Consider the following 20,204-nt stretch of genomic DNA (forward strand, 5'->3'; position numbering starts at 1 on the left):
AATATAGGCAAACAAATATAGTAAATTAGCTAGAATTCCATTACACATATTGATAGGTATAGCAATCGCTATACGTAAGTAATTGTTTTTGGTAATCAAATCATCCATTAATGGTGATTTGAAATGAACGTCTACGAAAAAACGTGACAAACTTTTACTGCTTAATTTAGAAGCTCTGGCTTCGGACAGTTACTCCACGATCGCTCTAGGTTATAGATCTATCCTGTGAAACCGCAAAGTTTTAGCGACTCGCACGCTTTTGGCGGATGGACATATTTCTTGTAGCTTACTTCTCGGAGCCTTCCAGGCTACCGGAAATCTGACAAACTGTGCCGAGCCAGCGATAAGTCAAATACCTAACCAGGAAGACTTCCGAAACCCATGAAGCTACCCCGACAGGGTGAAACGCCACGTTTTATGGCATAAAAAACAGGACGTTCACTTCGTATCAAAATGAACGTCCTAGTGGTGGAGCTAGGGGGATTCGAACCCCCGACCTTCTCATTGCGAACGAGACGCGCTACCAACTGCGCCATAGCCCCAGGTGCCCGACGATCGTAGCACCGTCGGGGCCCAGACCCGCAACCTGAGATACCGTGAGGCGAGCCACGGTCGCTGCCAGCCGCGTCGCTGCCACATCTGATCGATCAGGCCCCCGCAGCGCGACGGCGCTGGAGAATGGCGTCCAGGTCGATCGGTTGACGCAGCTCTTCCCCCACCTCACGGGTGGCGAGGCTCCGCACAGCCTTCGGCCGCATCGGCACCGGCGCGGACGGCGCAGCCGTCTCCTCCAGCTCTTCCACGCGACGCCTGGGCGCCGTAGCGACCAGCGTGTAGGTCGGCGCCGGCACCTTCACAGGGTGCCAACCCTGCGGCGGTGTCTGGGTCGAGGCCTCGCGCGCGGCCGCGGCAGGCTTCGACTCGGTTTCCTCCACCGGAGCAGCCGGCCGCGTCGCCATGATCTTTAGCGCCACGGCGCTCTCCCGCGCCGCCTGAACCGGGGCAGACTCGCCCGCCGTCGGCTCCTCGCGGCCAGCAGTCGCCGTGGCGGTAGCTGCGACCGGCGGTACCTCATCAGCCACCTCGGTCAGAGCGGCACTGTCCGAGGCTGCCAACGCGGTCACCTCTGCCTGAGCAACCTTCTGCGAGCTCGCCAAGGCCTTCGCCTGCGTCGAAGACTGCCCGGCCAGGCGCTCCAGCTCAGCTTCCAGCTCCGCGATCCGACGCCGCTCACGGCGCTCGGCATCCTGCCCCGCCAGGGCAGCGCGGCGTCCGGCCGCCATGGACACTGCCAGGAGCGCGCCTGGCACCAGCGCGGGCCACCAGGGCAGGACCGTCAGCGCCGCGACGACTCCCACACCGAGCAGCACCCCCACCAGGGCACAGGCAACAACGGACCGGTGTGAGGCCGCGGCTCGCCGGCGCTCTCGCGCCTGTGCGTGCGCCTTCTTGGCTCGCACCAACTCCCGTTCAGTGCGCAGGGCTCGCACGTTCCTGACTGCAGGCCTGTTCATCGCCCTGACCTCCGGTCGTCGTCGAAAGATCTCTGCGTGTCCACCCTCGGGGCAGGTCTCACCTCCGGCCTGAGACTGCGGTCCCACGGCCAGGAGCCGTAGCTGTGAGGAGTAACGATCCTCAACCCGCGAGTGTCCCAGGACCTCCCGGCGTCCGACCAGTATCGGGAGCAGGTACACGGCGAGAACCGCGACGAGCGCTATCAGTGCCCAGATCTCGATTCCCACGCGCCTACCGTATGCGGGCCACCGCACGTGGGGCGGCAGGAACACGGCGTGTTGAGGACACCTAGCGGCCAGTCACAGTGGACGTGCCCAACAGCTGAATCACGCCAGTCACACAGGCCCCACACGCCCCGCACGGCACGGTCGCCGACAGAGCCTGGTCCGGTCAGGAGTCCTCGTCTTCGTTCCTGGTCTCGCACTCAGGCGTCAAGCAGGAGGCAGTGCAGCAGGTCCCCTGCCACGACCGTCCGAGTCTCCTCAGGCACCACCGCGATAGCGTTGGCCCGTGCCAGTCCGGACAGCTGGGCTCGGCCCGGCTGCACCGTCGGCTCAGCAACGTACCCCTTGCTCGGCGAGCCACTGAGGTGGACCGGCACGAACTGGCGCTGATGAGCCGGAGAGTGCCAGCCGGTAGCGACCTTGGCGGGCAAGGAGGAGCGGTGCAGGGAGGATCGCCCCGCGATCTGCCGCAGCACCGGGCGGACAAAGGTCTCAAAGGCGATCTGCGCGCTCACCGGGTCTCCTGGCAGGCAGAAGATCGGGGTGCCGTCCACGGTGCCCACACCCAGCTGTCGGCCCGGGGACATGGCGACGGCGTCAAAACGCACTGAGCCCAGAGGTGCCAGGACCTCCTTGACCGTATCTCCCTGCCCCACGGACAAGCCTCCGGTGGTGATGAGGACGTCGGCACGCACCAGCTGGTCCTCAATCGTCTCGCTCAGCGCTCGCAGCTCGTCCGGCACTGCCGCCACCCGGAAGGCCTGGCCTCCGGCGTCTGCCACGGCCGAGGCCAGAGCGTGGCCGTTGGCGTCAAAGACGTCCCCGGGCTCACGAGCCGCACCCGGCTCCACGATCTCGTCACCGATCGACACGATGACCACACGCGGGGCGGGGTGCACCTTGAGGCGGTGACGCCCGAGCCCGGCCGCCAGAGCGACGTGCCGCGCCGAGATCCTCGTACCCTCGGTCAGAACCGTCTCACCAGCGCGCACGTCATCCGCGCGCTGACGCACATTGGCACCGGCTTCGACCTGAGCTCGCACCTGGACCCGCGAGGTCCCGCGGTCCGTGTCCTGCCAGGCCACGACGGCGTCCGCCCCCAGCGGCAAGGGCGCACCAGAGTCGATGAGGATCGCCGTGCCCGGCACCAGCCGAGTGGGCCGCATATCCCCCGCCCGCACCGCGTCCATGACCTCCAGAGTCACTGCGCTCGTGACCGAGGCGCCGGCCAGATCCGCCACGGCCACCGCGTAACCATCGATACCAGCCAGGTCCACCGCCGGCAGGTCCAGGTCCGCGACCACGTCCTCGGCCAGGACGCATCCCACCGCGTCAAGCAGGACGACGTCGAGCGGCGCAGCCGCCTGTGCGATATCCAGGCAGGCAGCCAGGTGCTCCGCGACCGTTCTCATCATGGCCTCCGTGTGACAACCGGTAGTGGGCAAAGACGCCCCACAGCGCTCAGCGTACCCGGCAGGCCTGCGCACCATGCCCGCGGCCAGCCGATGGGCATGTCCGTTCGGCCCGCCACGCAGGACCTGCGAGGATAGGGCCATGAGCTGCGACGCGCGTGACCTCCCCACCACCGAGGGACAGGAGGTCGATGACGCGAAGGACGGACTGCGCAGTCTGCTGCGACGCGACCGGCGGCAGCACCACCGTCACCCCGAGCACGGGCACGACGCCGTGTGCGAGGCCCTGACCGAGCATGCGCTGGAGGCCGTGGGCTCCCTGAGCTCGGTGGCCGCCTACGTCTCGGTCTCCCACGAGCCGTGCACCCGCCTGCTGCTGGACCGCCTGTACGAGCAGGGCACGCGCGTGCTCCTGCCCGTCCTCGGCCCGCACCTGGCACGCTCCTGGAGCTACTTCAAGGGTTCGGCAGACCTGGCCGAGCGCGCGCCAGGGCGTCCTCCCGAGCCCAGCGGCCAGGCTCTGCCCCCTGAGGAGATCAGCAAGGTCGAGGCCCTCATCATCCCTGCGCTCGCCGTCGACCGCGCCGGGCGGCGCCTGGGCCAGGGCGGCGGCTGGTACGACCGGATGCTCCCACTGCGGGCCCAGGGCGTGCAGGTCTTTGCCATGGTCCACTCCGACGAGCTGGTCACCGGCCCCCTGCCCACCGAGTCCCACGACGAGCTGGTCGACGCCGTCATCACCCCCGAGCAGTGGTTCCTCCTCGAAGGCTCTGCCTTCCAGGCCGGCTCCCACTGACGACGGCGCAGCTCGCCTCTCCTGCCCGCGCGGCCCGCCCTCACCTGGGAGGGCCTGCCGCTGCACCCACCGGGTGCCGCGAGCGCTCGGGCTCCACAGGCACGCGCCGTGACACCCTCCTCCACAGGACTCACCAGGCCTGCTGGTGCCCAGCGACGGCGTCACTCCACCCTGGAGCTATGACTCCACTCCGTCACCGCGCCCTGGAGCGCGCACCACGACCTGTCCCCTCCGTCCTCCTGTGGCGCTGGCGCCACCTCGTGGTCGGTCTGTGCGTCGGGGCCGCCGCGCTGGTCACGCTCACGCTCCTGCGCCCTGGCCCGGGTGAGGTCGCGCAGGTCATCGTGACCACACGCCAGGTGGTGGCCGGTGAGGTCCTCCAGGACGCTGACCTGGCCCGCCGCGAGCTGCCCGTCGCCGCTCTGCCACGCACCGGGCTGGCCGACGGCGAGGTCGTTGGGACTCGCGCCGCCGTCACCTTGGAGGAGGGCACGGTGCTGACGACGTCGATGACCAGCCAGTCGCTGACCTCCGACCTCCTGCCGCACGAACGCGTGGTCCAGGTGCCGGTGGAGGTGGGCGCTGAGCTTGCCAGGCCCGGCGCCGTCGTCGACCTCGTGGCGGAGGCGCCGCAGGCAGGCGATGGCGCAGGCGCCGAGGTACCCACGGTCATCTGCGATGGTGCGCGGGTCCTGCTCACGCAACATGAAGGAAACAGTGATCGATGGAGCAGTGGGGCCACAGTCCCACTTATTACTCTTGCCGTTCCCGCCAGCACGGCTAGCCTGGTAGTAGGAGCCGCCACCCATGGCGCGCTCGGGATCGTGCTCAGTCCCTGAGTTCAGTCCCACAGCCCGCACGGCACTTGCCACGGCGCTGTCACCCAGACACTTCCACGCCGCCTGACGGTGGCGTGATCATCGAAAGGCCTCCCTCATGCTGAAGGGCTTCCGCGACTTCATTGCCCAGGGCAACGTCATTGACCTGGCCGTCGCCGTCATCATCGGCGGCGCTTTCGCCCCGATCGTCGAGGCTCTCACCAAGGTCCTCCTCAACATCATCGGCGCCCTGGTCGGCTCGCCGAACTTCAACTCGGTCGGCCAGTTCTCGATCAACGGCTCCGACCCGATCCAGCCCGGCACGATCATCACCGCCGGAATCAACTTCCTGCTGGTGGCCGCCGCGATCTACTTCTGCGTGGTCCTGCCGATGAACAAGCTCAAGGAGCGCACCCGCAAGGCCCAGGAGATCGAGGCCGCGGACGAGGTCCCGGCTCCCTCCGAGACCGAGCTGCTCGTCCAGATCCGCGACCTGCTCGCCGACAAGAAGTGAGCCCGGCGGCCACTGGGCCGCTGCTCACGGACGGTGCCCCCGCGACGACCACCATCGTCGCGGGGGCACCGTCATCTCCGTCTCCTAGGCGGACCCGCGCTGGCACAGGCGGCGTCCGGCGCCGCTCACCCCCAGTGCGGGGGAACGTCACGCAGCAGGCGAGCGTCGTTAGCATGATCGCCCGCACCATCAGCACGCGAGAGGGCGTCCGTGAGCGCGTCCACGTGACGACGCCGTTCCTCCTCAGCGGCAGCCTCAGGCAGCTCACCACGCGCTACCCGCGCCTGGTCCGCCTGGGAGAGGGCCACTACCCTGCGACGGCGCCTGCCGTAGCGCCCGGACTCAGTCATCGGCCTGGGCGCGCGAACGCGTAACCGCGTGGGTGAGCACCGCGTCCACGCCAGAGCCTCGACGCAGCAGGGCCAGGGTGGCACGCAGCTCCTCGACCTCAGCCTCAACACTGCGCTCGACGCCGTCGGAGCGGATCCAGGCCACGAGATCATCCAGCTGATCGTCAGAGTAGGCCTGTAGCGGCAAACCTTGCGCGATCGGAGGCCGCAGCCCTCGCACCGGCTCACGCTCCTCCTGCTCGGCCTCGCCAGGCTCGGTCTCCTCACTGCCGTCCATGTCAAGCTCGGCCGGAGGCGCAGCCACCACCTGCTCGGAGCGCTCCCGCTCCGCCTCGCGCTCACGAAGCACCGCGAGCACCTCGTCCTCGATCGCGGTGGCCTCAGCCTCCGGGTCAACAAAGACCGAGACAGAGAAGGCCGTGTAGACCCGCCACCCGCGACGCCGCAGGCGCTCCACCCAGTGGCGGTCACGACGTCGCAGGCTCTTCTGCGCCACATAGTCGGCGTCGTCGGTCAGCACCGCGACGAAGAACTCACCGGGATAGTCCGGGTGCCCGATCGCCAGCGGGATCCGCGTGCCGCCCTCCAGGCCGTAACGAGGTACCACCGTCAGACCCTTGCGCCACAGACGCTCAGCAAGGTCCACCAGCAACGGATCGGGGTACTCCTGGCTTCCCTGGGCGTCATCCTGCGCCAGGCCAGCGGCCCGCACGAGGAGCTGGTAGAGCAGCTGCGCCCCAGGGGCGTGCAGACGCTCCGGGTCAATGTCCTGCGGCGCGAGGCAGGAGACCACCTGAGTGGTCCCGCGCGAGGCGCACAGCGCCTCCACCAAGCTCACCATCCCGCTCGGCTCGGACACAGCGCCGAAGCTGTGGATCGTCCGCCCATGCGGGGTCTTGGCGTAGCCCACACTGAGGATGACGTGGTCACGGCGCAGTGAGCGCGCCTCGGACAGGTCCACCACTACGAAGGGCTCGGCGATCCCACCGGCGAAGAACTCCTCCAGCGCCGGGGAGCCGACCACGGCCGCAGTGGTCGCGCGCCGAATCTGCTCGGCGTGCCTGGCGTTGAGGGCCACCACTCCCAGCGACTGCTCGGGGTGGGCCAGGGCGTGGTCGATCACGAGGTCCACCACGCGGTCCACCTCGGCCGGCACCGACTCCACAGCCGTCTGGCCAGGGGCCGGCATTCCACGCCCGTCCACCAGCTCCAGGCTGAGCGGGGCCGAGCCTGGGGGCGAGGGGATCGCCTCCACGACGTCGTCGTAGCCGTGGGTGGCCAGGAAGGAGGCGATCTGGGCGTCCAGGCTGTTGCGCGTGGTCGGTAGCGTGACCGAGGGCAGCAGCGATCCCAGCTCGGCCGCCAGGCCCGTGGGCTCACGCCGGGGATCACCGACCACGATCACCTGCTCGGCCCTGACGAAGGCCGGCAGCACCTGGCACACCGGCATATGGGCGCTGGCGTCGAGGACTGCCAGGCCCACCAGGGCCTGAGGATCGAGGACCTGCGGGACCAGCGTGGGCGGGACGATCCACACCGGCTTGACCACCATCGCCAGCGGGTGCTCCGCCAGGATCTCCCGCAGCGGCACGCCGTCGTCACGCGAGAGCGCCACGTACAGCGCCCGGGCGGCTTCCTTGTCCGCCTCGACCGCTGAGCGCACCCGACGGGCGTAGGCCTGGGCCACCGGCCCGGCCAGGGACGCCGACTGCTCGGCGTCCAGCTCGCGCAGACGTGCCTGACGCTCGGCCAGCACTCCCGAATCGAGCCCGGCAAGGTCAGGATCCGTGCCCAGCAGATGCGCCAGCAGCGAGGTCCACCAGCAGTACTCCAGCTCAGTGTCCAGGTCCTGCTCGTCCACGCCGCGCGAGGCGAGATCGGCCACGAGCTCGCCCAGGCCGAGCTCGCCGAGCTGACCCATGACCCGGTTGATCTCCGGGAGCTTCTGCGCCGTGACGTCGTCGTCCGCCAGGGCCCGCACGCGCCCGAGGAGCAGGGGCAGGGCCAGACCCATCAGGTCCGGGACGTCGTCGGCCGTGGCAAGCATGGGCTGCAGCTCCTCCACAGCCTGCTTGGCCCGCCTGGCCGTGGCCTGCATGCCGTCCAGACCTGCAGGAAGCTCCGGCCAGCCGCTGGTGGGCTCGTACAAGCGCCAGGCCTCGCGACGGTGCTGGACCTTGACCAGCTCAGCGTGGAGGTCCTCCACCGGGCGGCCAGGGCGCACCAGGTCCTTGGCCTGCTTGATGAAGCGGCGGCGAGTGGCTCCCGACATCTCGATGGAGCGCTCCTCACGCCACTGGCGGGTCGCCGTCGCAATGACCATATCCGCTGCCGAACGCTCGAAGACGGCGGGGACAAAGACGTCCAGGGAGTCGCGCAGCCCGTCGAGCAGCTCCAGCTGGGCGCACCACTGCGTCAGGGTCAGCGCCCGGGAGAGGCCGCACTGCTCGGCCACCAGGGGAGCGTCCTTCTCGATGGCCGGCAGCAGCTCGTCAGCAAGCTCGGCAAGCCGGCTCAGAGCGTCGGTGGCCTGGTCGATGTCAGCCACCGTGACGCCGTTCCAGGCCGAGCTCGCCGTGCTAGGCGTCAGCAGCTCCAGGGCGTGAGCACGGTGAAGGAGCGTGCGGGCCTGGTCCAGGCCCTCCTCATCCAGGCGTTCCAGCATCCCCCACTCCACGCGTGCCCCGGTGCGGCTGCGGGAGCGACCGGTGGTGAACTCAGCCAGGTGCTGCAGCGCCTCGTAGGCGGAGACCCCCCACGGCTGGCGGGGCACATGGAGTGCCTCCAGCGAGGAGGTCAGGCGCTCACGCACCTCGCCCAGCCGCTCGCGCAGGCCAAGGATCCCGGTCACGTCCAGTACCGGGGGCTCCACGCCGAGGGAGTTCTTGATGGACTGCGCGGCGTGCAGCCGCCATCCGGCGTCCTCGGTCAGATCGACGACGAGGTCCCCCAGCCCCTGCTCGCGCAGTGCCTGCGCCACGGCGTGCCCGTCCGCTCCGGTGGCCGGCACGTGCAGGACCGTGCGTCCGGAGGCAGCGGCGTCCGCGAGCACGGCGGCCAGCGTGTCAACCACGTCGGAGCCGGGCGGGGCGTCCAGGAGGAGGGAGGCTCCGGTGCTCACAGCCTCGACGGCGTCGAGCTGAGCCACGTCCAGGTCGCCGACACCGCGCTCCAGTGCCGGGTCCCGGTCCACGCCGTCGGCCTGCTCCAGCGGCAGGGCCAGGGCGGCCTGCGCGTCAGGGTCCCCGGCCAGCGCCGCCACCAGGGCTGAGGCCCGGGCCCGCTCGATGGTGGCGTCAAAGTCCTCCACCAGGGCCTGGCCGGGGTGCACGAAGGCGCCGACGACGAGCCGCTCATGGATCTCAAAGTCCGGCAGGAACTGGCGTCCGAGGGAGCCCAGCCGCGTCAGCGCGGCGCGTGGGGTGAAACCGAGCTCGGACAGCGAGGCGCGGGCAACGGCGTCGACGTCGGTCCGGCACCCAGCCGAACGCAGCGCACGGGTGACCACGGGGTTGACCTCGATCGAGGGCCCGAGGGTCAGGGCGGCGTCGCCGCCGGTGGAGGCCAGGCGCACCGGCCGCAACAGGACCGGGGCGTTGATGGTGCGAGTCAGGCCCGCTGCCGCGGCCTGCGCCTGCTCCCCCTGGTCGCCGGCGCTCTCAGCCGGCTCGGCCACGTCAAGGGGCTCGGCCTGCTCGGCCAGCCCAGGATCATCAGCATCCGTGGTCGGCACTGCCTCGCTCCAGGAGGCCACCCCGAGCGCCAGGTAGACCGGTGCGACACCGAACTGGCGGGCCAGAAGATCAGTGCGCCCGGCGACCTCGCGCAGGGACTGGCGCGCCACACCGAGGGCGCTGCGCTCACGCACGAGGCTGGACAGGTGGGTGGGGCGGCCGGCGTAGAGCTGCGCCAGGCCCGAGGGGTGGGCGGCCGTGAGGTCAACGACTCCCTCCAGGAGCGTGATGTCGTCCAGGCTTGCTACCCCGCCCAGGTCCACCAGCTCCTCACGCCAGCGCGCAAGGGCCTCCTCCAGGACCGCCTCACCGGGCCGCCCGGAGGGGTGGGCGTGGCTCGTGGGCGCAGAGAGCTCGGAAAGCGGGCGCTGCGCAGGGCCAGGCACGCCGTCCTCGCCGCCAGGCACCGGCTGGTCAGTGCGCTCCTGCGCCTGGCCAGCACGGTCCTCCTGCATGGCGTCCTCGTGCGGCGCGGCCTCATGCGTCGGGGCCGCAGCCTCGTCGGTCTCGACCGGCCTGCTGGAGCCACCGACGTCCTTCTGCTCTGCCGCACGGGCCTGCGTCTTGCGACGGTTACGGCCGAATGAGAAGAGTGAAGGCGTCATATCACCAACATAACGGCACCACCGCGTCCGTCGAGGGCGACTCCCCGGCAAAACGGACCGATAAACGCCTCATTCAGCGCTCCGGCACGCAGCAACCCTCGCTCTCAAGAAGTGCTTTTCCTTGAGATACGAGGGTTTAGTCGTGCCCCCGAATGGATTCGAACCATCGACACCCGCTTTAGGAGAGCGGTGCTCTATCCCCTGAGCTACGAGGGCTTGCGGGTCCCCACCCTACCAGGACGCACGTGGTGCCCGGGAACCGCGTCCCCGGGCACCACGCAGGTCAGGCCTGTTTCTTTAGGCGCGACCCCACGGCGTACCGGCGTTGCGCGCGACCTCAAAGTGGTCGTCCCGGGTACGCGAGGGCACCACCATGACCGGGCACGCAGCGTGCGAGAGCACGCCCTGGCTGGTCGAGCCCAGCAGCAGCCCGGAGAAGCCACCGCGTCCACGCGAGCCGACGACAACGAGGTCGACCGCCGTCGAGAACTCGCTCATGAGCTGGGCGGCGTTGCCGTCCAGGGCGTGGCGACGCACCGTGACGCCCGGGTGGCCCTCGACCGCCTCGGCAACAGCCCGGTCCAGACCACTGCGCACGTCCGCCAAGACCTGATCGCGGTCCACGGCGGCAGGCAGCCAGGCTAGGGCTCCCGCTCCCGAGGCCATCGGCACCGCAGCTACTGCCGTCAGCTCCGCGCCCCAGGCCTCAGCCTCCACGACGGCGCACTTGAGGGCCTTGCGGGCCGAGTCCGAGCCGTCGACGCCGACGACGATGCGCTTGACCGGCGTGTACTCCGCGCCCTCGGTGTGGCGCGGGACGACGACCGTCGGGCAGTGGGCGTGTGCCGGCAGCGCCGAGGAGACCGTGCCCAGCAGACGGTCGGCGAATCCGCCGCCACCACGCGTACCAACGACGGACAAGACAGCCTCGCTGGACAGGTCCACCAGGACCCCGGCGGGGTCTCCGGTCTCCAGCGAGCTGGTCACGGTCACGCCACGTCCCTGAACGCGGCTGACTGCCTCATCAACGACCGCCTGGGCGCCGGAGCGGATCGCGGTGTCATCGAGAGCCGCGTAACCGCCGTCCAGCGACGCCGTCGTGAAGGATGGCAGCGAGTAGGCACACAGGATGTGGACGCGCCATCCCTCGCGGGCGGCACGGGCGACTGCCCAGTCCACCGCTCCCAGCGACTCAGGTGATCCATCCACTCCGACGAGGACGACTCTGTCTTCGGCCATGGGTTCTGCCCCTTTCTTCGGGTGTCGGGAAACCAACTGGTCTCATTGTCACCCCGATGTGCCATGTGGTCCAAACCACTGCGCGTGCCGCGAAGCGACGACGGCGCCCCGTCAGCCTGCCTGGCAGGCTGACGGGGCGCCGTCGTCACGAAGGAGATCAGCGCGCTAGGCGAGAGCCTCAGCCGATGCGGACGTAGCCGATCGGCGAGCCGTAGACGGCGCGGTAGACCGTGCCGGTGGAGGGGGTACCGGCGTCGATCATCATGCCGTTGCCCACGTAGATGCCCACGTGGTGGCCGTAGTAGACGATGTCGCCAGGCTGAGCCTCGGCAGCCGAGACGAGCGTGCCCGCGGCGCCCTGGGCGTAGGAGGTACGAGGCAGGGAGATACCGGCCTGGGCGTAGACGTACTGGACGAACCCGGAGCAGTCCCAGCCCGCCGGCGTCGTGCCGCCGGAGACGTAGGGCACGCCCTGGTACTGCAGGGCGATCGCGACGATCGAGGAGGCCGAGGCGTTCTCGGGAGCAGCCACGGCAACAGCGGGAGCGGCAGCCTCAGCCGTCTCCTGCGTGGTGGTCGCCTCGGTCTCAGCCTCAGCAGCCGGAGCCTGCGGAGCGGCGACGGAGACCTCGGCAACGGCCTCAACGTCTGCCAGGGTGGCGACCTCGCCAGCAGTGATGACCTCGTTGGTCGCCAGGGCGTCACGAGCCTGAGCAGCGATCGCGCCGACACCCGCAGCCTCGAGGGAACCAGCCGAGGCCGAGGCCTCGGTCGCACCGGCGGCGTTAGCACCGGAGGCAAGCATGGTCAGGGCCAGACCGGAGGACGCCGCCACCGCCATGCCGCGACGAGCAGCCGGAGCGACGGTCGCGATCGGGGTCAGGGGTCGTGCCGCCTTGCGGTGACGGGCCGAGGTGCTAGTGGTCATGTGGGTTGATTCTCCTGTGTGCCGACGAGGTGAGCTGTCGGGTTCGAGCTGGAGACGCCCGGTCCGCTGCGCGGACTTCACCCCAAGGCCTCGTCACCGAGACCAGAACTGGTTCCCCCGTTCCTGCCATCATGGTCATGGGCCTCAACGCGGGCGGCAGGACTGGGCCCCGCGATGAGGGCGTCCCCGGTCTCAACCGGGTAACGATGGAGACGCTACCGGAGCGCGCCCATTATGTCACGACCAGATAACGCACATCGACGTGATGCCCACCACTTATCTGTCGATACCTCGCATGACCGAGCCGTCTCCTCCGCACGGAGGAGACGGCTCTCGTCACAGGTAGTGCCGCAGGGTGAGACGGGCCGCAGGCCCGCAGCCCTGCACGCCGGGTGGCTTAGAGCACCCGCAGGTAGGTCGGGCTGCCCCACACGGCGCGGTAGGTCACTCCGCCCGGCACGGACTCCAGGACCATCCCGTCACCGGCGTAGAGCCCCACGTGGCCTGGCCACCACATGATGTCGCCAGCCTGGGCCTCGGAGGCCGAGACGACGCTCGCCCCCGCCATGTTGCGGATCGCACTGGACTGGTGCGGGATCGACACACCGATCGAGGCGTAGACGTAGGAGACGAAGCCGGAGCAGTCGAACGCGGTCGGGCTGGAGGCACCCCAGACGTAAGGAACGCCAAGGAACTGCATGCCGTAGTCGATCAGGCCCTGGCCCGTGGCGACGGCGTTGCGCTCCTGGACGACCTCGGCCGTCACCGTCTCGACCTCGGTGACCACCGCAGCGTCGTCAGCGGCAACCTGCTCGGAGACCTTGATCGGGGCGTTGCTGGCCGCCAGGCTCTCCGCTTCAGCCACCAGCCCGACCTTGAGGGTGCCGGCCGAGCTGCGCAGGTTCTCAGCATCCTGTCCCGCGGCGTTGGCGCCAGAGGCGATCATGGTCAGCGCCAGGCCAGAGGAGGCGGCGACGGCGAAGCCACGGCGGGTAGCCGGAGCAAGGTCGCTCAGCGGGGTCAGCGGCCGTGAGGCCTTGCGGTGGCGCGCCTGAACAGGTGTGGTCACGTCAGTTCTCTCCTGGGGAGCCTGCGAGGTTAGCTGTCGGGTTCGAGCGGGAGGCGCCCGGCCCGCACGAGGCGGGCTTCACCCCGAGGCTCAGCCTGTAGCGGCCTGGCCGGCGGTGGGTCCCCCGTGCCTGCTGGTGAAGTCGTATGGATCGAGGAACCGGACGTCAGCAGGCTTGGGCTCCGCCTGGCTCCTCGCGTCCGGACACCCGGACGCAGCGGATACGTTATACGAACGTGATCCTCCTCGAGAAGGATTCCGCCGCAGGCAAATGCGTGCAATGAGACACCGCGGTCGCCGACGGCGGCAGTGAGGACCGACGCTCAGGCAATGAGGAAGAGATGGCGCGCCAGGTCGTCAGGAAGAACCACCGGCTCGCCCTCGCGGCACACCACACGCACCCCGCCACTGCTCGGGCGCAGGCGGACCTCAGCCCCGGCCACGATCCCGGCGTCCTCCAGGCTGGCGATGAGGTCAGCGTCAGCCTGAATGGGCTCACCGACTCGTGCCACCACCCCGTCCTCGCGGTCCGCACGCACCGCGCGGTCAGCACTGACCTCGCCGGCCGCCGGCTGCGGGTGCTCGGCCCTCACCTCAGGAATCGGGTTGCCGAAGGGGTCCGTGCTCACGTCACCGAGGATCGTCAGCAGGCGTTCCTCGACCTGCTCGCTCATCACGTGCTCCCACCGGCAGGCCTCCTCGTGGACCAGCCGCCTGTCGAGACCGATGACGTCCAGAAGCAGTCTTTCGGCAAGCCTGTGCTTGCGGATCACTTCCGTAGCCCGACGGCGGCCCTCCTCGGTCAGCTCCAGCAAGCGGTCCTCAGCGACCTTCATCAGGCCGTCACGCTCCATGCGCGCCACGGTCTGGGAGACGGTCGGCCCCGAGTGGTCCAGGCGCTCCACGATGCGCGCGCGCAGCGGCAGAACGCCGTCCTCCTCAAGCTCGTAAACGGTCTTGAGGTACATCTCGGTTGTGTCGATCAGCTCGCTCATGCCTGAGACCTCCTGGGAAGAAGTACGTCCTGAGGACAGCGCCTGGAAGCAGACAGGGACCGTCTGCCCGAAGGCTGTCCCAGGATATCGGCAAGCCCTTGGCGCGCAGGCCGCGCCCACCCCGTTCGCGCCCAGCGCGCTCACGCCCAGCCGGCTCGAGCCTGCCACCCACGGCGGCGGACTCAGCGTGCCGGGCGGGCCTCGCCGTCGTCGTCCTGCTCACCACGGGCCTCAGCCTCCGCGACCAGCTCAGCCCCAGCCCCCTCGATCTGCTCACCGGCCACCGGGCCGGGATGGGACAGGCTCGCACGCTCACGCGGCCCCACCGTGCTCAGGAAGGGGCGGGTGGAGGAGTAGGCCAGGTCCACCTGCCAGTGACGCCGCGCCCAGAAGGTGGCCAGGCAGGCGATGAGGACCGCCGCCACCCCACCCAGAGTGATCGCCGAGCGTGGACCCCACTGGTCCGAGACCCACCCGACGAGCGGGGAGCCGATCGGCGTGGTCCCCAGGAAGAACATCATGTAGATGCTCATCACCCGCCCGCGCATCGCCGGGTCGGTAGTCAGCTGCACCGTCTGGTTGGCACTGGTGAGCACCGTGAGCACGCACAGCCCCACCGGGATCGAGGACAGGGCGAACAGCGGGTAGCTCGGAGCCACAGCCATGACCAGAGTGAACAGACCCAGGAAGAAGGTCGCCACGATGAGCGTGCGCACGCGCGGAGCCTTGCGACGCGCCGCCCACAGTGCACCGGCCAGGGAGCCCACGGCGAAGATCGAGGAGACGTTGCCGTAGGCGTCGGACTCCAGGTTGAAGGCGCTGCGCACCATGGCGGCCATCGTCACCTGGAAGTTGAGGGTGAGCATCGAGACCACGGAAATGACCACGATGATGACCACGATGTCGCTGCGGCGCAGCACGTACGCCATCCCCTCACGCAGCTGCCCCTTGGCACGCGCGGCACGCGGCACGGCGTAGAGCTCACGCACGCGCATGGTGGCCAGCGCCAGGGTGGGGAAGAGGAAGGTCAGGGCGTTGATGATGAAGACCCACCCGGGACCGACCCAGGCGATCGCCAGTCCGGACACGGCGGGGCCGATGAGCCTGGCTGCGTTGAAGGAGGCCGAGTTCAGGCCCACGGCGTTGGACAGGTAGTCGCCCGGAACCATCCGGGCCACGAAGATCTGCCGGGCCGGGGAGTCGTAGGCCCCGCCCCACCCCGAGACAAAGGCTGCCAGGTAGACGTGCCACAGCTCGGCGCGGCCCAGGATGACGTCCAGGCCCAGGGCCAGGGAGACCAGTCCCATGGCGGACTGGGTGAAGATGAGGAACTTGCGCTGGTCAACCCGGTCCGCGAGCAGACCGGCATGAGCGGAGAAGAGCAGCGCCGGTAGGAACTGCAGGGCCGTGGTGATGCCCGTGGCCGAGGCGGAGTCGTCCGTCAGGACCCGCAGCACCAGCCAGTCCTGAGCCACTCGCTGCATCCATGAACCGGTATTGGCCACCAGGGCGGCAAAGAACCAGATCCGGTAGTTGTGGAACTTCAGTGACTCAAAAGTGGCGGACACGGCGTGCGGAGGCCTCGGTTTCGTGACGGTAAGTGGCGTTTCGTGCGTGGTAGGCAGGCGTCGGGCGGCCAGGTGTCCGGCGTCGAGCGAGCAAGCGCGGCAGGACATCGTATCGCCGCAGCTACGACGTCGAAACCCCGACCTCGCCGCCACCGGGAGGGCAGGTGCCCTCCACCGTGGAGCGAGGCCGGGGTCCGTAGGCCTGACGGGTCAGGCGATGCCGAGGATCGCCTTGATCGGGGTCAGGGTGAAGTAGATGACGAACAGCACACAGGCCAGCCACATGAGCGGGTGGACGCTCTTGGCCTTGCCACGTGCCAGCTGCACCACCAGGTAGGCGACGAAGCCGGCGCCGATGCCGTTGGTGATGGAGTAGGAGAAGGGCATCATGATGATCGTGACGAAGGCCGGCAGGGCCACCTCAGACGACTTCCAGTCGATGTCCGTCACCTGGGTCATCATGAGGAAACCGACGACGACCAGTGCCGGGGTCGCTGCCTCATAGGGCACCATCGAGACGATCGGCGCGATGAACATGCTCGCCAGGAAGGCGAGGCCGGTGACCACGGAGGCCAGACCGGTCCGCGCACCCTCACCCACACCTGCCGCGGACTCGACGTAGGAGGTGTTGGAGGAGACCCCGCCCATACCGCCGGCGATGGCGGCCACGGAGTCAACCACGAGGATCTCGCGGGTACGCGGCGGGTTGCCCTTCTCGTCCAGCAGGTTGCCCTCGGCGCCGATGGCCACCATGGTGCCCATGGTGTCGAAGAAGTCAGCGAGCATCAGGGAGAAGACGAGCAGGACAACAGAGACGATACCGACCTTCTCGATCGAGCCGAGCAGGCTGAAGTGACCAAGCGTGGCCAGGGAGGGCATGCCAACGGGAGAACCCTCCAGCGCGGGCACGGACAGCGACCAGCCGGTGGGGTTGGCCTCGGCGTCAAAGGCTCCCAGGTGGGCCACGGCCTCGACGACGGCAGCCAGGATGGTGGAGGCAATGATGCCGATGAGGATGGCACCCTTCACCTTGCGCACGTGCAGCACGAGGATGAGGAAGAGCCCGAAGAGGAAGACCAGAACCGGCCAGCCCTGCAGCGAGCCGCCCAGGCCCAGCTCCAGCGGCGTGCCACCAGCGCGCACGACCTTGGCGTCCACCAGGCCGATCAGGGCGATGAACAGGCCGATGCCCACGCTGATCGCGGTCTTCAGGTGCGCGGGCACGGCCTTGAAGACGGCCTCACGGAAGCCCGTGAGCACCAGGACGAGGATGATGATGCCCTCAATGACCACCAGGCCCATGGCGTCGGCATAGGTCATGCCGTTCATGCCTACCAGGGTGTAGGCGATCATCGCGTTGATGCCCAGGCCCGCGGCCAGCGCCATCGGGAAGTTGGCCACCAGGCCCATGAGGATCGTCATGATGCCGGCGACGAAGGCCGTGCCAGCCGCGATCTGCTCGGTGGTGCCCAGCGGGGCGATGCCGTCGTGCGGGGTGGAGAGGATGAGGGGGTTGAGGACGAGGATGTAGCTCATCGTGAAGAAGGTGACGAGCCCGCCCCGCACCTCACGAGCCACGGTGGAACCGCGCTCTGTGATGTGGAAGAAACGGTCAAGCGCGCCGGTCGGGGCGGACGCGGCGCTGGGACGGGGGGATGTGGTTGGTGCACTCACGTAACCGGATTCTCGCAGAGCGAAGCCGATGGAGACAATCGCAGCGCCGCGTCAGGCTCGCAACTCCCCTCCGGACACCGCCTTGGCGTGACACCCTGGTGACATGAAGATCCTGCTGACCTCCTCCGGATACATCGAGCCCGCTCCGATCCGAGACGCGGGCCATGAGGTGGTCCTTTTCGACGAGGGCAGGCCCGTCCCGCCTGAGCACCGCGACGCCGAGGCCATGGTCCTGTGGGGAGGTGGCGGCTCCGGGCATGGTGCGGTCCTGCGCGAGATGCCCGGATACCTCACCCACCTGCGCTGGATCCAGACCCTGGCGGCCGGTCCGGACAACGTCCTGGCCGCAGGCTTCCCCTCCTCAGTCGCCATCACCTCCGGGCGGCACTTCCATGACGCCACCGTCTCCGAGCACGCCCTGGCGCTGACCCTGGGATGCCTGCGTCGCCTGCCCCAGGCCGTACGCTCCGCTGACCGCCACGTGTGGGACCGGGACCTGGGCGGGGCCAAGCCTGTCCATGACCCCAAGCGGCTGACCACCCTGCTTGATGCCCGAGCGCTGGTGTGGGGTTTCGGTGCTATCGGGCAGGCGACCGCCCGGCTGCTGAGCGCCTTCGGGGCCCAGGTGCGCGGCGTCGCCCACAGCGCGGGCGAGCGAGCAGGCTTCGAGGTGCTCGCCGTCGAGCAGATCGAGCAGGCACTGCCGGACACGGACCTGCTGGTCATGGTGCTGCCCTCTGCCCCGGACACTGCCGGTGCCCTCTCACGCGAACGGCTGGCACTGCTGCCCTCGCGCGCCGTCGTGGTCAACGTGGGGCGCGGAACCACGGTGGATCAGGAGGCCCTGGAGGAGGCGCTGCGCGAAGGCCGCCTGGCCGCAGCTGGTCTGGACGTCACGGACCCTGAGCCGCTGCCTGCCACCTCCACCCTGTGGAGCGCCCCGAACCTCCTGCTCACCCCGCACGCAGCCGGGGGCCGGGTGGTGGGTGCCACGCAGCGGATCATCGCCAACGCCGCCATCGTGCAGGCCACGCCCGCTGGGGCACCGCTGATGGGGCTGGAGGCCCTGGTCACCCGCTAACCCTCTCTGACCTTCGCTCCCCCGGAACGTCGTCCGCTACCCCTTTGTCTTCTTCGCACCCCCGCTGCGCGCGCTACGGGGGTGCGAAGAAGACAAAGGGGTAGCGAAGGAAACAGAGGGGTAGCGCTAGCCGCCGAAGGGTAGCTGAGCCTCCAGCTCATCCAGGGTTGTGGGGACCGCACGAGGTGCGTCCTCATGCCCGTGCGCCGTCGCCGCCAGCTCGGCAACGGCGTCCAGCGCCGAGGCGTGGCGCTGCTCAGAGCTGCTGGGCGCCTCGGTCTGCTCGGCGTCCTGAGCGGCCCCGCCCGCCTCGTGGGTCTGCTCGGCACCATCCGATGAGTCCTCGGCCTGCGCCGGGGCGTCACCAGACTCAGCGTCACCGGCCTCAGCCGGTTCCGGCTCCTCCTGCGAGGCAGCCTCAATCTCCTCAGCCTGGCTGCGCCCGTCGCGGATCGAGGTTCCGTCCGTCCCCAGGGGTTCCATGGCCGCCTCGTCCAGGCGCGAGGGCGTCACCGGCCACTCCGGCCCCTGATCAGGCAGATCAGTCTCCGAGTGTGCGCCGCAACCGTGGTCCAGGGAGACCACGCGTCCGTCGTCGGCCGCCCACTCGTTGGCACAGATGCCAAAGACGTTACGCAACGGGCCAGCCAGCGGCACGAGGAAGCCGCAGGTGGCGCAGGTGGCGTGGGCCTTGCGCACGCCGTCGGCGTCAGGGCCATGGTCGCCGTCGTACCAACGCTGGGCGGCACGCTGCACCCCCTCGGCAGACAGCACGCGCGCGCGGCCGAAGTCGAGGGCGTCGGTTCCCACGACGTCCCCCTCCTGCTCACCCGTGGCCTCCCAGCCCGGTTCCAGGCGCTCGTCCGTCTCGCGGCGCGGCAGCCGGTCCGAGCGTGAGACGTCCCCAGGCTGGAGCCGGTCCGCCCACGGGATCCACGCGGGAGCCAGGATCGCCTCCGCGCCAGGCAGCAGCTCCATCTCGCACACGGTCGCGGTGCGGGCGCGAGGCGGACGCGTCAGCGTCACGGCCCAGTGCCAGCCGCGATAACCGGCGAGATTGCACTCAAAGAGGTGAGTCACCACGCGCTCGCCCTCGCTGCGGGCTCCCAGGTGGGCACCCACGCTCAGGGGCTCCGTGATCTGCCCCAGGGCCTGGTGGGCCAGGTCGACGGCGACGGCAGAGGTGAGGACCTTGTCCTTGGCGGCGGCCACGGCCTGCTGAGGAGTGGGCAGGCTGCCGGCACGCTCCAGGGAGGCGGTCGCAGGGTCCGCGAGGGTACCAGCCTGGCCAGGGGCCGGATGTCCGGTCTCGGTCGGGGGTACTGTCTCGGGATCAGTCGCGGTAGATGTCACCCGACCAGTGTAGGGGGCAGGTCCACAGGTGCGGCATCACCGTCTCCCACCGATCCCGCGCCAGCCCTACTCCTCCTCAACGCCCACGATCCGGTGAACGGCGACCGTCAGCTCAGTCTCACGCACGACGTCGGCCAGCCGCACCCTGCCGGGCTCCACCGCGAGCACCCGCACGCGCCGCTCCTGGACGCTTCCGTCCTGTCCCGCCAGACGCAGGCGTAGCCGCGAGCGCGAGGCCCGGGCCTGACGCAGCAGCGCCAGGGCGTGCACCGGGTCCGTGGCTGCGCCCCGGCCCTGGCCGGAGTCGATGCGGGCCTGCTCACCGGCTC

At 69.3% G+C, this 20,204-nt stretch carries 16 protein-coding genes, 2 tRNA genes and 2 riboswitches; of the genes, 4 read left to right on the forward strand and 14 right to left on the reverse strand.

What is annotated here, in order from left to right:
- Window positions 1-466: 466 nt before the first annotated feature.
- From HMPREF0058_RS00005 to HMPREF0058_RS00015, 3 genes are all read right to left on the reverse strand, one after another.
- A tRNA-Ala gene (locus tag HMPREF0058_RS00005) sits at window positions 467-542 on the reverse strand.
- A 105-nt stretch (window positions 543-647) separates the two neighbouring features.
- A complete protein-coding gene (locus tag HMPREF0058_RS00010) occupies window positions 648-1,514 on the reverse strand; it encodes a flagellar biosynthesis protein FlhF (RefSeq protein WP_229083277.1) in 867 nt (288 codons plus the stop codon).
- Between the two features lie 425 nt (window positions 1,515-1,939).
- Window positions 1,940-3,151, reverse strand: a complete 1,212-nt coding sequence (locus HMPREF0058_RS00015; RefSeq protein ID WP_024035188.1) for a molybdopterin molybdotransferase MoeA — start codon at window positions 3,149-3,151, stop codon at window positions 1,940-1,942.
- A gap of 142 nt (window positions 3,152-3,293) precedes the next feature.
- On the opposite strand from HMPREF0058_RS00015, the gene HMPREF0058_RS00020 reads away from it, so the two are divergent.
- The 3 genes from HMPREF0058_RS00020 to mscL all read left to right on the forward strand — a co-directional run bounded on the left by HMPREF0058_RS00020 (window position 3,294) and on the right by mscL (window position 5,279).
- Window positions 3,294-3,947 carry a 5-formyltetrahydrofolate cyclo-ligase gene (locus HMPREF0058_RS00020; protein WP_006547581.1) on the forward strand — a complete coding sequence of 218 codons (654 nt, stop codon included), beginning with the start codon at window positions 3,294-3,296 and terminating at the stop codon, window positions 3,945-3,947.
- Between the two features lie 179 nt (window positions 3,948-4,126).
- A complete protein-coding gene (locus HMPREF0058_RS00025) occupies window positions 4,127-4,786 on the forward strand; it encodes an SAF domain-containing protein (RefSeq protein ID WP_006547582.1) in 660 nt (219 codons plus the stop codon).
- A 97-nt stretch (window positions 4,787-4,883) separates the two neighbouring features.
- Window positions 4,884-5,279 carry a large conductance mechanosensitive channel protein MscL gene (mscL, locus tag HMPREF0058_RS00030; RefSeq protein WP_006547583.1) on the forward strand — a complete coding sequence of 132 codons (396 nt, stop codon included), beginning with the start codon at window positions 4,884-4,886 and terminating at the stop codon, window positions 5,277-5,279.
- Between the two features lie 125 nt (window positions 5,280-5,404).
- Here mscL and HMPREF0058_RS00035 read toward each other — a convergent pair whose 3' ends face one another.
- The 9 genes from HMPREF0058_RS00035 to HMPREF0058_RS00075 form a co-directional block, all read right to left on the reverse strand.
- Entirely contained in the window at window positions 5,405-5,629 is a 225-nt protein-coding gene (locus HMPREF0058_RS00035; RefSeq protein WP_229083279.1) for a transcriptional regulator, read from the reverse strand.
- A complete protein-coding gene (locus HMPREF0058_RS12490) occupies window positions 5,622-9,968 on the reverse strand; it encodes a PDDEXK-like endonuclease domain-containing protein (RefSeq protein ID WP_006547585.1) in 4,347 nt (1,448 codons plus the stop codon). The genes HMPREF0058_RS00035 and HMPREF0058_RS12490 overlap by 8 nt, the downstream gene beginning before the upstream one ends.
- 143 nt (window positions 9,969-10,111) lie before the next feature.
- A tRNA-Arg gene (locus HMPREF0058_RS00045) sits at window positions 10,112-10,184 on the reverse strand.
- Between the two features lie 81 nt (window positions 10,185-10,265).
- Window positions 10,266-11,207 carry a universal stress protein gene (locus HMPREF0058_RS00050; RefSeq protein WP_006547586.1) on the reverse strand — a complete coding sequence of 314 codons (942 nt, stop codon included), beginning with the start codon at window positions 11,205-11,207 and terminating at the stop codon, window positions 10,266-10,268.
- Window positions 11,208-11,385: 178 nt separating this feature from the next.
- Window positions 11,386-12,135, reverse strand: a complete 750-nt coding sequence (locus HMPREF0058_RS00055) for a C40 family peptidase (protein WP_006547587.1) — start codon at window positions 12,133-12,135, stop codon at window positions 11,386-11,388.
- A 4-nt stretch (window positions 12,136-12,139) separates the two neighbouring features.
- Window positions 12,140-12,289: riboswitch (cyclic di-AMP (ydaO/yuaA leader) on the reverse strand.
- Window positions 12,290-12,532: 243 nt separating this feature from the next.
- A complete protein-coding gene (locus HMPREF0058_RS00060) occupies window positions 12,533-13,204 on the reverse strand; it encodes a C40 family peptidase (RefSeq protein ID WP_006547588.1) in 672 nt (223 codons plus the stop codon).
- A 2-nt stretch (window positions 13,205-13,206) separates the two neighbouring features.
- Window positions 13,207-13,359, reverse strand: a riboswitch (cyclic di-AMP (ydaO/yuaA leader).
- Window positions 13,360-13,527: 168 nt separating this feature from the next.
- A complete protein-coding gene (locus HMPREF0058_RS00065) occupies window positions 13,528-14,199 on the reverse strand; it encodes a metal-dependent transcriptional regulator (protein ID WP_034237306.1) in 672 nt (223 codons plus the stop codon).
- 182 nt (window positions 14,200-14,381) lie between these two features.
- Complete coding sequence (locus HMPREF0058_RS00070; protein WP_006547590.1) at window positions 14,382-15,767, reverse strand: MFS transporter; 1,386 nt, start codon at window positions 15,765-15,767, stop codon at window positions 14,382-14,384.
- Window positions 15,768-15,977: 210 nt separating this feature from the next.
- Window positions 15,978-17,441 (reverse strand): NCS2 family permease, encoded by a 1,464-nt coding sequence (locus HMPREF0058_RS00075; protein WP_006547591.1) that lies wholly within the window; start codon window positions 17,439-17,441, stop codon window positions 15,978-15,980.
- 103 nt (window positions 17,442-17,544) lie between these two features.
- On the opposite strand from HMPREF0058_RS00075, the gene HMPREF0058_RS00080 reads away from it, so the two are divergent.
- Window positions 17,545-18,522 (forward strand): NAD(P)-dependent oxidoreductase, encoded by a 978-nt coding sequence (locus tag HMPREF0058_RS00080; RefSeq protein WP_006547592.1) that lies wholly within the window; start codon window positions 17,545-17,547, stop codon window positions 18,520-18,522.
- Window positions 18,523-18,648: 126 nt separating this feature from the next.
- Here HMPREF0058_RS00080 and HMPREF0058_RS00085 read toward each other — a convergent pair whose 3' ends face one another.
- The gene (locus HMPREF0058_RS00085) at window positions 18,649-19,875 is read right to left on the reverse strand and encodes a DUF3027 domain-containing protein (protein WP_006547593.1); all 1,227 of its coding nucleotides are present in this window, start codon (window positions 19,873-19,875) and stop codon (window positions 18,649-18,651) included.
- Between the two features lie 66 nt (window positions 19,876-19,941).
- Window positions 19,942-20,204: hypothetical protein (locus tag HMPREF0058_RS00090; RefSeq protein WP_006547594.1), on the reverse strand; the 263-nt coding region annotated here is incomplete at its 5' end.

This window comes from Actinomyces urogenitalis DSM 15434 (assembly GCF_000159035.1).
In the GTDB taxonomy this organism is placed as follows: Bacteria; Actinomycetota; Actinomycetes; order Actinomycetales; family Actinomycetaceae; genus Actinomyces; species Actinomyces urogenitalis.